Raw genomic sequence first — 12,634 nt, forward strand, 5'->3', positions numbered from 1 at the left:
TGTAAGCGATCAATCCCGTGATTAATCTTGGATTGACCGCATTCTACACTTGGGGTCGCCGCCAGCCCGGCACGTCTTCCGCCCTGCGCCGCTTCATTGCGTGATCCGCGCGGGCGCCAGACGGCCAAATGGCGGTAATAGCAGCACGCACGATATCGCCGGCACGCAGGAAGTCGCCCATAGGAGGCTTCGGCGCAGCAAACGATGACGTGGGAACAGAGTGTTCAGGTAAAACAGAATTTAAGAGTGGATGCCCCTGCCGGCATCCGCTTCGGTGAGAGAAGTCCCGCCTGCACCGGGAAACGGTGCCGGCCGGCAGGCCAGCCTGCCGCCTGACTGGAAATACCGGCGCCCGGTCGCAGAACTCCAAGAAGTAGTAGGTGCGCCCGCCAGGAGATGTCAGGCAGCATCGGCAGCCTTGCCGTGTCCGAAAAATTTGCTCTTTGACGCGTCTAGGCCTTCCGCGGCCCGGCCGCGATGCCGCCGGCGCCGCGCCGGTGCCGGTCATGCCGGCGAAATGCATCGCCTCCGGAACGGGAACGCGCCAGTGTCTGCCAGAGCAGCCGCCGGCGCCCTCTCCCGCCCCACGGACGTTACCCCGACGTCATCGCCTCTCTTTCACCCGCGCCCAGCCGCTCGCCTTTGCGCGAAACGGCGCTTTCCGGCAATTCTCGCGCCTTCGCTCGCTCCCTCGCGTGCTCCATGAATCGCCGCGGACACCGCCCAGACGGTGCAACCGCGGCACCGGAGTGAGGTATTGCGATGAAACGCATGCTGTTCAACGCGACGCAACAGGAGGAATTGCGCGTCGCCATCGTCGACGGTCAGAAACTGATCGACATCGACATCGAGACTGCCGGGCGCGAACAGCGCAAGGGCAATATCTACAAGGGTGTCATCACCCGCATTGAACCCTCGCTGGAAGCCTGCTTCGTCAACTACGGCGAAGAGCGCCACGGCTTCCTGCCGTTCAAGGAAGTTGCCCGCGCCTTCTTCAAGGAAGGCATCGACGTGCGCAACGCACGCATCCAGGATGCCCTGCATGAAGGCCAGGAACTGATCGTCCAGGTCGAGAAGGAAGAGCGCGGCAACAAGGGCGCGGCCCTGACCACCTTTATCTCGCTGGCCGGCCGCTACCTGGTGCTGATGCCGAACAACCCGCGCGGCGGCGGTGTGTCGCGCCGCATCGAGGGCGAAGACCGCCAGGAGCTGCGCGAGACCATGGCGCAGCTGACCGTGCCGGAAGGCATGAGCATCATCGCCCGGACCGCGGGCATCGGCCGCTCGGCCGAGGAACTGCAGTGGGACCTGAACTACCTTCTGCAGCTGTGGAAGGCCATCGATGGCGCCGCCGGCGACAACAAGGCCCCGCTGCTGATTTACCTGGAATCGAGCCTGGTCATCCGCGCCATCCGCGATTACTTCCAGCCGGATATCGGCGAGATCCTGATCGATACCGACGAGATCTACGAACAGGCCCGCGCCTTCATGAGCGTGGTGATGCCTGACAACATGAACCGCGTGAAGAAGTACCGGGACGACGTGCCCCTCTTCTCGCGTTTCCAGATCGAGCACCAGATCGAGTCGGCCTACTCGCGCATGGTCATGCTGCCGTCCGGCGGCGCCATCGTGATCGACCACACCGAGGCACTGGTGTCCGTGGACGTGAACTCGGCCCGCGCCACCAAGGGCGCCGACATCGAGGAAACCGCGCTGCGCACCAACCTCGAGGCCGCTGACGAAATCGCCCGCCAGCTGCGCCTGCGCGACCTGGGCGGCCTGATCGTGATCGACTTCATCGACATGGAATCGGGCAAGGCCCAGAAGGACGTGGAAACGCGCCTGAAGGACGCGCTGCGCCACGACCGCGCGCGCGTGCAGATGGGCAAGATCAGCCGCTTCGGCCTGATGGAGCTGTCGCGCCAGCGCCTGCGCCCGTCGCTGTCGGAGGGCTCGCACATCACTTGCCCGCGCTGCAACGGCACGGGCCACATCCGCGATACCGAATCGTCCGCCTTGCAGGTCCTGCGCATCATCCAGGAAGAGGCGATGAAGGAAAACACCGCCGCCATCCACTGCCAGGTGCCGGTGGAGGTTGCCGCCTTCCTGCTGAACGAGAAGCGCCAGGAAATCAACCTGATCGAGCTGCGCTTCAAGGTCAACGTGCTGCTGATCCCGAACAAGCACCTGGAAACGCCGCACTACAAGCTGGAGCGCCTGCGCCACGACGACCCGCGCCTGGAAGACAGCACCGCCAGCTACAAGATGGCTGAGGCTGCGGCCAAGGAGCTGGAAGCCGACACCAGCTACAGCAGCCGCCGCAAGGAAGAAGCCAAGCCGCGCCAGGAAGCGGCGGTCAAGGGGATCACGCCGGAACAGCCGGCTCCGGTTTCCGTGCCGCGTCCGGAGCGCGCCCCGCGTCCGGAAGCCGCCCCGGCAGCTCCGCCCGTCCCTGCCACCAAGCCGGTGGAAGCCGGCGGCTTCATCGCCTGGCTGAAGGGCCTGTTCGGCGCGCGCCCGGCGCCTGCGCCGGTGGTTGAGCCGGCCAAGCCGGTGGCGGCCGCCGAAAGCCGCGGTGGCGAAGGCCGCCGCGAGCGCGGCCAGCGCGGCGAAGGCCGTGGCCAGCGCGGCGAGCGGGCCGAACGTGGCGAGCGCGGTGAACGTACCGAACGTGCCGAGCGCGGCGAACGTGGCGAGCGCCAGGAACGCGGTGACCGCCAGCCTCGCGGTCAGCGTGCAGAGCGCGGTGAGCGTGCCGAGCGTGGCGAGCGCCAGCAAGGCGAGCGCGGCGAACAACGCGAAGGCCGTGGCGAGCGCCAGGGCCGCCAGCCGCGCCAGCAGGAAGGCCAGGCCACTCCGGCCGTCGCCCGCCAGGCTGAAGGCGCCCAGGGCGAACGTGCCCAGGGCGAGCGCGCCGAAGCCCGCCAGGAAGGCCGCCGCGAACGTGGCCAGGAACGCGGCCAGGAACGCCGCGAGCGTCAGCGCGATCGCCAGCGCGAGCGCAGCGACCTGCGTGAAACCGAAGCCGGCGAAGCGCCGCAGCCGGAAGCCGTAGCCGCCGCCCAGGCGCTGGGCGTGCTGCCGCAGGCCGCCGCGGACGAAGTGCCAGCCGTGCGCGCCGAACTGCCGGAAGGTGCCGAAGGATTCGCCGAAACCGCCGAGGGCGAAGAGCGCCGCCGCCGTAACCGTCGTGGCCGCAACCGCTATCGCCGCGAGCGCGACGAAGCCGGCCAGGGCACGCAAGGTGAAGGCGAAGCCGCTCAGGAAGGCGCTGCCGAGACCGCCGAAGGCATCGCTCCGGTGACCGCCGAGGCCGCCGAGGCGGCTCCGCAAGCCGCTTCCCAGGCCGCACCGCAAGCCGAGCCGGCACCGCAGGCAGCTGTTGCTGTTGCCGCGGCGGAAAGCGTCGAAGCGATCCGCATCGCCGTGCCGGAAGGCGTGACCCCTGCCCCCGCCACTGAACCGGCAGCGGCACCGGCCCCGGTAGCCGCACCCGTGGCCGAACCCGTGGCCGAACCCGCCCCGGCCGCCGTGGCCGCGCAAGCGGAAGCCGCCGCAGCCGTGACCGAGGCGATCGCCGCCGAAGCCGTGGCCGAGCCGGTCGTGGCCGCAGCCGTGGAACCCGCCCCTGCCGTGGCCGCGCCCGCCGCGGAACCGGCCGCCGCGCCGGTCGCGATGGAAAGCCTCGAGCCGATGCTCGCCGGCGCCGGCCTGCAGTGGGTCCACACCGATGCCGACAAGCTGCGCTCCGCCCAGGAAGCGGCTGCACGCATCGTGCCGGCGCCGCGCGTGCCGCGCGAGCGCAAACCGCTGCCGCCACTGCCTCAGGGTCCGATGATCCTGGTCGAAACCAGCCGTCGCGAAGTGGACATGGCGTCGCAGCAGTAAGCCTGCCCGGGTGCCGCCGCTGGCACCCGCGTTCGCTGCAGAGGGGACAGCCTTGGCTGTCCCTTTTTCATGCGCGCCAAATCCCCGAGATTCGCGGGAATGCGGCTCCCCGGGCGCCCACTCGGCTAGAATGGCAGCAAATGCATCCGGGCTTCCGAAGTCCCCCGGCCCGGCCTTGGCAGGCCACTCGCCGGAGCAGCAGCGCCCACCCACAGGCCATGACCGAATCCGTCATTCCGATCTTCGACCTGCGCGACCATCGCTACCACTCGATGACGCCGCGCATCCCCGGCAAGCTGGAACCGCCCTCCGGCCTGGTGGCCGATACCCGCGGCCGGCCGCTGCATGACCTGCGCATCTCGGTGACAGACCGCTGCAACTTCCGCTGCGTCTACTGCATGCCGAAGGAAGTGTTCGATAAGGACTACACCTTCCTGCCGCACTCAGAACTGCTCAGCTTTGAAGAGATCGAGCGCACCGCGCGCCTGTTCGTCGCGCACGGCGTCGAGAAGATCCGCCTGACCGGCGGCGAGCCACTGCTGCGCAAGAATATCGAGCACCTGGTCGAGATGCTGGCAAAGATCGAGACCGTCTCCGGCAAGCCACTCGACCTGACGCTGACCACCAATGCCTCGCTGCTGGCGCGCAAGGCGCGCTCGCTGCGCGACGCCGGCCTGACGCGCGTCAGCGTCAGCCTCGACGCGATCGACGACGCCACCTTCCGCCGCATGAACGACGTCGACTTCGCCGTCGCCGACGTGCTGCACGGCATCGAGACCGCGCAGGCCGTTGGACTGGCGCCGATCAAGGTCAATATGGTGGTCAAGCGCGGCACCAACGACCAGGAAATCGTGCCGATGGCGCGCCATTTCCGCCACAGCGGCATCATCGTCCGCTATATCGAATTCATGGATGTCGGCGCCAGCAACCACTGGCAGATGGACGAGGTGCTGCCCTCGGCCGAGGTCGTGCGCCGCATCGATGCCGAGTTCCCGCTGGAACCCGTGCAGGCCAACTACAGCGGCGAGACCGCCGAACGCTGGCGCTATCGCGACGGCAGCGGTGAAATCGGCGTGATCTCCAGCGTTACCCATGCGTTCTGCGGCGATTGCAGCCGCATCCGGCTGTCCACCGAGGGCCGGCTCTACCTGTGCCTGTTCGCCACCGAGGGCTATGACCTGCGCGCGCTGCTGCGCGGCGGCTACAGCGACCTGGAGATCTCGAACGCGATCGCGCAGGTATGGCAGGGGCGCACCGACAACTATTCCGAGCAGCGCGGCGACCCGGCGGTGCGCCAGGCACGCGCCGAGCGCAAGATCGAGATGTCCTATATCGGCGGCTGAACCCGCCGCCGCACCTTCATGATTGCACGCGACGACATCACCGGCCTGATTCTCGCAGGCGGCAGGGGCAGCCGCATGGGCGGCACCGACAAGGGGCTGCAGCCGCTGCACGGAACGCCCATGGCGATGCATACGATGATGCGCCTTGGCCCGCAGGTCGGCGGCCTGATCATCAACGCCAACCGCAACCTGGCTGCCTATGAATCGTTCGGCGTGCCGGTCTACACCGACACCGTGCCCGATTTCGCCGGGCCGCTGGCCGGCATGCTTGCGGGACTGGAACAGTGCGGCACATCCTGGATGGTGACGGCGCCATGCGACTCGCCTTTTCTCCCCACCGACCTCGTGGCGCGGCTGGCGCAGGCCATCGAGTCCGAGGGCGCGGAACTGGCGATCCCGGTGACGCTGGATGAAACCGGCAAGCGCCAGACCCAACCCGTGTTCTGCCTGATGCCGGTCAGCGCGCTGGACAGCCTGGTCGCGTATCTTTCCGGCGGCGGCCGCAAGATCGAGACCTGGGCCGCCTCGCACCGGCTGGCCGAGGTGATGTTCGACGACGCCGCGGCCTTCGCCAATATCAACACGCTGGACGAACTGCGCACGCACGAAAGCCGCTAGTCGCCGCAATCACCCGCCGCCGAGCCACCATGCCTTCCCTGCAATCCGTCATTTCCTGCCTGTCCGACTACGATCCCACCGCGCTGCCGGTGGACCAGGCCAACCGCATCATCGGCGAGGTGGTGGAGCCGGTGCGCGGCATCGAACAGCTGCCGATCCGCAGCGCGCTCGACCGCGTGCTGGCCGAGGACATCGTCTCGACCATCGACGTGCCGGCCCATGACAATTCGGCCATGGATGGCTACGCCTTCTGCAGCGAAGCGCTCGCCGCCGCGCAGACTGACATGGTCGAGCTTGAAGTGATCGGCAGCGCCTTCGCCGGCGGCGCCGGTGCGCTCGCGCCCACGGCCGTGCAGGCGGTACGTATCATGACCGGCGCGGTAATGCCGGCCGGCTGCGACACGGTGGTGCCGCAGGAATTCGTCGAAATGGTGGCCGACGGCGCCCGCATCCGCTTTGCCGCCGACTGCGTGCGCGCCGGCGACAACCGCCGCCTGCGCGGCGAAGACCTGGCCCGCGGCCAGGCCGCGCTGCCGGCCGGCCGCATCGTCCAGCCCGCCGACCTGGGCCTGCTGGCCTCGCTGGGCATTGCCGAAGTGCGCGTGCGCCGGAGGCTGCGCGTGGCCTTCTTCTCCACCGGCGATGAACTGCGCTCGATCGGCGAACCGCTGGACGCTGGCTGCGTCTACGACTCGAACCGCTATACGCTGCACGGCATGCTGCGCCGGATGAACGTCGAACTGCTCGACATGGGCGTGGTGCGCGACGACCCCGAGGCGCTGGAAACGGCTTTCCGCACTGCCTGCGAAAGCGCCGACGCGGTCATCACCTCGGGCGGCGTCTCGGTCGGCGAGGCCGACTACACCAAGCAGATCATGGCACGCCTGGGGGATGTCACCTTCTGGAAGATCGCCATGCGCCCGGGCCGGCCAATGGCGTTCGGGCGTATTGGCAGCAGCGAGGGCTGCGATTCGGCGCTGCTGTTCGGCCTTCCGGGCAACCCCGTCGCGGTGATGGTCACCTTCTACCACTTCGTGCGGTCGGCGCTGCACCGATTGATGGGTGCCAGCGTGCCGCCGCTGCCGCTGCTGCAAGTGCGCAGCGCGCAGGCGATCCGCAAGAAGCCCGGCCGCACCGAATACCAGCGCGGTATCCTGGGCCGGGCGGCTGACGGGCAGTGGGAAGTGCGCATCACCGGCCAGCAGGGCTCAGGCGTGCTGCGCTCGATGAGCGAAGCCAACTGCTTTATCGTGCTCGGCCACGAGCATGACTCGGTCAAGGCCGGCGATCCGGTCGAGGTCATGCTGTTCGACGGGCTGATCTGAGGGTTGCTCGGAGGTTGATCTGAGCATGGCAAGAAGGTCGGCCGCATCGCTGCGGCGGCAATGTGTCGTATTTGTGCTGCACATTTGCCGCCGTGACGCGTCCGGCGCTTGGCTTTCAGCCTTGCCGTGGGCAGCGGACTATGCTTGGGGTCGGGCAGTCGCTACACTTGGCGCACGCTTCAGCAACAATCAAGTTATCCCCAGTCATGAATCAGGAGATCGCTTACCTCCACCCCGTGAAGACCGCCCGCGCGCTGGTGCTGGTCTACCTGTGCTTCTCCCTGCCGATCGTCTCGCTGGGGCTGTTCGTTACCTTTATCCGCTACGGCGACCTGCCTGCGATCACGGTCTTCAGCGCGATCATCCTGAATGCGCTGATCGGCTTCGGCCTGCTGTGGCTGGCGTGCAAGGCTTACAACTGGGTGGCTGCCCGCTTTGGCGGCATCGAAGTCCACGTGCGCGAGCTGGCGCCCGAAGACGACCGCTGAACCTTCGCTGATGCACGGGCCGGCGGGCTGCCGGCCGCCTCGCCCGCGTTGCGGGCGTTCCCTGCACCGGCAGGCGCTCAACCGCCGCTGTCATCCGGCGTCTGCGCCGCCTCCACCGTCTCCACCCCGTTCAGTCCCAGCAACTGCTGCGCGGCATCGCCCGGCAGCGCTTCCACCGTCCGCAGCTTGCGCGCCATCTGGCGCGTGCGCACCTCGGCCTGCTCGATATTGCGCGCCGCGCGCTCGAGCGTGTCGCGGGTCTTGGCCAGCACGTCGCCGAACTTGCCGAACTCGGTCTTGACCGCGCCCAGCACCTCCCACACTTCGCTCGAGCGCTTCTCTAGCGCCAGCGTGCGGAAGCCCATCTGCAAGCTGTTCAGCAGCGCGGTCAGCGTGGTCGGGCCCGCCACGGTAACGCGATAGTCGCGCTGCAGCAGGTCGGTCAGGCCTGGTCGCCGCAACACTTCGGCATACAGCCCTTCGGTCGGCAGGAACAGGATTGCGAAATCGGTAGTCTGTGGCGGCGCCAGGTATTTTTCGGCAATGGTCTGCGCCTCTCGGCGCAAGGCAACTTCCAGTTCGCGGCCGAAGGCGATGACGCCGTCCGGGTCACCGCGCTCCTGCGCATCGACCAGCCGCTCGTACTGTTCCTTGGGAAACTTGGCATCGACCGGTAGCCACACCGGCGTGCCGCCGTCGCCATCGCCGCCCGCGGCCTTGCCGGGCAGACGAATGGCAAATTCCACCCGCGCGCCAGAGTTGCGCACCGTTTCGACGTTCTTGCCGTACTGGTCCGGCGTCAGCATCTGCTCCAGCAGCATCTCAAGCTGGACTTCGCCCCAGGTGCCGCGCGACTTCACGTTGGTCAGCACCTTCTTCAGGTCGCCCACGCCCTGCGCCAGCGCCTGCATTTCGCCCAGCCCGCGATGCACCTGCTCGAGGCGATCCGAGACCAGCCGGAACGACTCGCCCAGGCGCTGCTCCAGCGTCGCATGCAGTTTCTCGTCGACGGTACGGCGCATCTCCTCCAGCTTGGCCGCGTTATTGGCCTCGATGTCGCGCAGCTTCTGCTCCAGCGTGGCGCGCACCTCCGCCAGGCGGCGCTCGTTGGCTTCGGACATCTGCGCCAGCTGCTGCTGCAGGCCGTCGCCGAAGCGGCGCAGCGCTCCCGCCTGTTCGTCGCGCGCCTGCTGGCCTTGCAGCATCAGGTGCTGGCGTACGTGCTCGAGCTGCTGCGTGTTGGACCCGGTCAGCTTGGCGAGCTGCTGCGCGAAGGTGTCGATCTGGTTGTTCTGCAGCGTGGCAATGCCGGTCAGCTGCGACGACAGCGCCTGCTGGAAGCGCAGCATCTGCTGGGCCGACTCGTCGCGGTTGCCGCGCGCGGCCTCGGCTACATCGGTACGGACCTCACGCTCCACGCGCTCCATGCCGCGCGCCCCTTCGACGCGTAATTCGGCAAGCTGGCGGGCCAGTTCGGCGCCGGGCGAGGCGGCCTGCTGGCGCAACAGCACGATCACCAGCAGGACGACCGCGAGCAGCGCCACGGCCAGCGTCAGGTACGGAATCAAGGACATGCAGCAACAGGTTAAGCGACGGACAAGCGGGCGCGCCTCAGCGGCGGCCCGGCATGACTTCAGGGTTGATCACGGTGGGCGGATGGCCGGCCTGCGGGCCCTGGTCGAGCGCGGCGATCAGGTTGTCGGCGGCCAGCGTCGCCATGGCGCGGCGGGTCTTTTCCGAGGCGCTGGCGATATGCGGCGTCAGCACGACGTTGGGCACCGTCAGCAGGTCCGGATGGACACTGGGCTCGCCCTCGAACACATCCAGCCCGGCGCCGAAGATGCGCTTGTCGCGCAGCGCCTGCGCCAGCGCTGCGTCGTCGACGATGCCGCCGCGCGCGAGGTTGACCAGCGTCGCCGTCGGCTTCATCAGCGCCAGCTCGGCGGCGCCGATGGCATGGTGGCTCTGCGGGCCATAAGGCAGCACCAGCAGCAGGTGGTCGGATTGGCGCAACAGTTCCTCCTTGCTGACATAGCGGGCGTTGAGCGTGCGCTCGGTGTCCGCCGGCAGCTGGCTGCGGTTGTGGTACAGCACGCTCATGCCAAACCCGCTGGCACGGCGCGCCAGCGCCTGGCCGATGCGGCCCATGCCAAGGATGCCGAGCGTGCTGCCGTATAAATCCATGCCGACGAGCATGTCGTAGCTCCAGCGCTGCCACTTGCCGGCGCGCAGGTAGTGCTCGGACTCGGTGACGCGGCGCGCGGTGGCCATCAGCAGCGCCCAGCCGAAGTCGGCGGTGGTCTCGGTCAGCACGTCGGGCGTGTTGGTGGCGACGATGCCCGCGGCGGTCAGTGCCGGCACGTCGAGGTTGTTGTAGCCGACGGCCATGTTGCACACCGCGCGCAGCGACGGCAGCGCGGCAACCAGGTCCGCGTCGATGCGGTCGGCGGCGTTGGCCAGCACGCCGGCCTTGCCGGCCAGCCGGGCCTTCAGCGCGGCGGCATCAAGCACCGCGTCCTGCTGGTTGTCGTCGACATCGAAATACTGCGCCAGGCGGTCGATCACTTCGGGATAGATGGCGCGGGTGACAAGGACGGACGGCTTCATGGCATCACACATGGAAGAAGAGGAAGGTCATGATGACGAACAGCGGCATCAGGAAAATGCCCGAGTACAGCATGTAGCCGAAGAAGCTCGGCATGCGCACGCCGCGGTTCTCGGCAATGGCCTTGACCATCAGGTTGGGCGCGTTGCCGATATAGGTATTGGCGCCCATGAACACCGCGCCGGCGGAAATCGCGGCCAGAGTCGAGGCGTCGCGCGTCATCAGCGTGGCGGCATCGCCGCCGGCGGTGTTGAAGAACACCAGGTAGGTCGGCGCATTGTCCAGGAACGACGACAGCAGCCCGGTCGCCCAGAAATACATGCTGTCGACCGGCTGCCCGTTGCCGTCGCTGACCGCGCGAATTACGCCGGCAAAGGCGCCGTCTGTGCCGGACTTGAGCATGGCGATCACCGGGATGATGGTCAGGAAGATCCCTGCGAACAGCTTGCCGACCTCCAGGATCGGCTCCCAGTTGAACTCGTTGCCCGCGCGCGCGGTGTGCGGCGTGACCAGCAGCGACACCACCGCCACCACGATCAGCAGCGCATCGCGCACCGCCGCCTGCAGCGGCACGTCGGTGCCGAAGACGTTGAACGAGATGGCCGGCTGCCACAGCCCGCTCATCAGCACCAGGCCGATCAGGGCCAGCAGCAGCACGAAGTTGATCTTGCCGTCGATCGTGATGCCGTGGGAGTCCGGCGTGGGATCGTTCCGCTGCGGCAGTTCTTCCTCCTTGTTGCGGTAGTAATGGCGGTCGACCAGGTAGAACACCACCAGCAGCACCGCGCAGATAAACAACGTCTCCAGGTAGATGTTGCGCATGGTCCAGAAGAAGTCCACGCCCTTCAGGAAGCCAAGGAACAGCGGCGGATCGCCCAGCGGCGTCAGCGAGCCGCCGGCATTTGCCACCAGGAAGATAAAGAACACGACCACGTGCGCCACATGCCGGCGGTTGTCATTGGCGCGCAGCAACGGACGGATCAGCAGCATGGCCGCGCCGGTAGTCCCCATGAAGCTTGCCAGCAGGGTACCCAGCGCCAGGATGCCCGTATTGAGCCGCGGTGTCCCGTGCAGGTTGCCGCGCACGCAGATGCCGCCCGCGACGATATAGAGCGAAGCGATCAGCGAGATGAAGGGGATGTACTCGGCGAGCAGCGCATGCACCGCGCTGGCGGCGGCCGCATGCGTGCCGAACACCGCGGCGAACGGCAGCAGGAACAGCAGCCCCCAGCCCGCGGAGATCTTGCCATAGTGGTGGTGCCAGAACTTGGGCGCAAGCAGAGGCCACAGCGCGACTGACAGCAGGATGCCGGCAAACGGCAGGCCCCATAGCGGCGACAGTGCGGCCCCCTCTATGTCCGCGGCATGCGCGGCCACAGGGAAGACAGCAAAGACAGCTGCCAGCATGGTCAGCATCGGCAACGGTACGAAAGCACGTCGCATCAGGCAGGATCTCCTCGGGAATGCAGCGTTCATGGTGCATCGAGCCCCCGCAACGAACGGCGTGCGGGCTCGCACGGCAAGCCTGCAAGTGTAATCCAGACTCCTCGCGCGATCGTGCTGCGTCGCGCGTTTGCTGCGCGTTTACAGGCGATTCTTATGTCCGTTCTGCCCCATGGATCAAGCCTGCTCGACCACGATCACATGCACGCGATACGGGCCATGCGCGCCCAGCACGATGGTCTGTTCGATATCACCGGTGCGCGACGGGCCGCTGATGATATTGGTCGCGCGCGGCAGCTCGCCGCGTTCGCTGCGCACCAGCGCAAAGGCGTCTTCCAGACCGGCGACCACGCGCGAGCGCGGCACCACCGCGATATGCGTTTCCGGCAGCAGCGCCGCGGAGGCGAAAGTCGCCGGCCCCGATAGCAGCATCAGCGAGCCGGTCTCGGCGATCGCACAGAAGCAGCCGGTGATGCCGACCAGGTCGCCATGGTCGCGGTCGGCCTCGACCTCGCGCAGCGGCGGCCGGCATTCGACCGCGATGCCGGCGGCCTGCCATGGCAGCGTGCCCAGCGCATCCCATGCCACGGCGCGCTGCACCAGGTTCAGGCTGTCCAGATAACGTCGCGCTGCCGCCGGCACTTCGTCCATGGTGGCGACACGATCGACCGTAGACGCCATGCGCTGGGCCTGCTGCACGAAGGCTTCGACGAGATCGGCGGCCGGCATCGGGCGCGGGCCTTGCGGATGGCGCGCGAGGTAATCGGCCACCGCGGCGCGTTCGCCCTGCGTGGGCTGGCGCGGCCTGCCCTGTGCGGCACGGATGCGGGCAAAGATGCGGTCGCGGGCGTCGTTGGTTTCCATAGGGCCTGGCAGTGCGGTTGGCAAGGATGCGCCGATTATAGTTGCCGCGGCATGGCACGG

9 protein-coding genes are annotated in these 12,634 nt (G+C 67.7%); 5 read left to right on the forward strand and 4 right to left on the reverse strand.

The features are described from left to right. The first annotated feature begins 762 nt into the window (after positions 1–762). The 5 genes from AC5WJ1_RS11315 (at position 763) to AC5WJ1_RS11335 (ending at position 7,662) form a co-directional block, all read left to right on the forward strand. On the forward strand, positions 763–3,888 hold the full coding sequence (locus AC5WJ1_RS11315) for an Rne/Rng family ribonuclease (protein ID WP_494476085.1): 3,126 nt from the start codon (positions 763–765) through the stop codon (positions 3,886–3,888). A 218-nt stretch (positions 3,889–4,106) separates the two neighbouring features. Next, positions 4,107–5,231, forward strand: coding sequence for a GTP 3',8-cyclase MoaA (gene moaA, locus AC5WJ1_RS11320; RefSeq protein ID WP_195432111.1), 1,125 nt, complete (start codon positions 4,107–4,109; stop codon positions 5,229–5,231). Positions 5,232–5,249: 18 nt separating this feature from the next. Further along, the gene (gene mobA / locus AC5WJ1_RS11325; protein ID WP_133095518.1) at positions 5,250–5,849 is read left to right on the forward strand and encodes a molybdenum cofactor guanylyltransferase MobA; all 600 of its coding nucleotides are present in this window, start codon (positions 5,250–5,252) and stop codon (positions 5,847–5,849) included. A 29-nt stretch (positions 5,850–5,878) separates the two neighbouring features. Continuing rightward, entirely contained in the window at positions 5,879–7,174 is a 1,296-nt protein-coding gene (moeA, locus tag AC5WJ1_RS11330; RefSeq protein ID WP_434033537.1) for a molybdopterin molybdotransferase MoeA, read from the forward strand. Positions 7,175–7,380: 206 nt separating this feature from the next. Beyond that, entirely contained in the window at positions 7,381–7,662 is a 282-nt protein-coding gene (locus tag AC5WJ1_RS11335) for a hypothetical protein (RefSeq protein WP_029046288.1), read from the forward strand. Between the two features lie 77 nt (positions 7,663–7,739). Here the strand turns inward: AC5WJ1_RS11335 and AC5WJ1_RS11340 are convergent, their stop codons facing one another. The 4 genes from AC5WJ1_RS11340 to AC5WJ1_RS11355 all read right to left on the reverse strand — a co-directional run bounded on the left by AC5WJ1_RS11340 (position 7,740) and on the right by AC5WJ1_RS11355 (position 12,574). Further along, complete coding sequence (locus tag AC5WJ1_RS11340) at positions 7,740–9,236, reverse strand: DNA recombination protein RmuC (RefSeq protein ID WP_135705572.1); 1,497 nt, start codon at positions 9,234–9,236, stop codon at positions 7,740–7,742. A gap of 37 nt (positions 9,237–9,273) precedes the next feature. After that, complete coding sequence (locus AC5WJ1_RS11345) at positions 9,274–10,269, reverse strand: 2-hydroxyacid dehydrogenase (protein WP_133095515.1); 996 nt, start codon at positions 10,267–10,269, stop codon at positions 9,274–9,276. 4 nt (positions 10,270–10,273) lie between these two features. Further along, positions 10,274–11,710 carry a sodium:proton antiporter gene (locus AC5WJ1_RS11350; RefSeq protein WP_133095514.1) on the reverse strand — a complete coding sequence of 479 codons (1,437 nt, stop codon included), beginning with the start codon at positions 11,708–11,710 and terminating at the stop codon, positions 10,274–10,276. Between the two features lie 177 nt (positions 11,711–11,887). Continuing rightward, on the reverse strand, positions 11,888–12,574 hold the full coding sequence (locus AC5WJ1_RS11355) for a LutC/YkgG family protein (RefSeq protein ID WP_133095513.1): 687 nt from the start codon (positions 12,572–12,574) through the stop codon (positions 11,888–11,890). Between the last annotated feature and the right edge of the window lie 60 nt (positions 12,575–12,634).

The sequence above is a fragment of the Cupriavidus sp. MEYA8 genome, assembly GCF_059278825.1.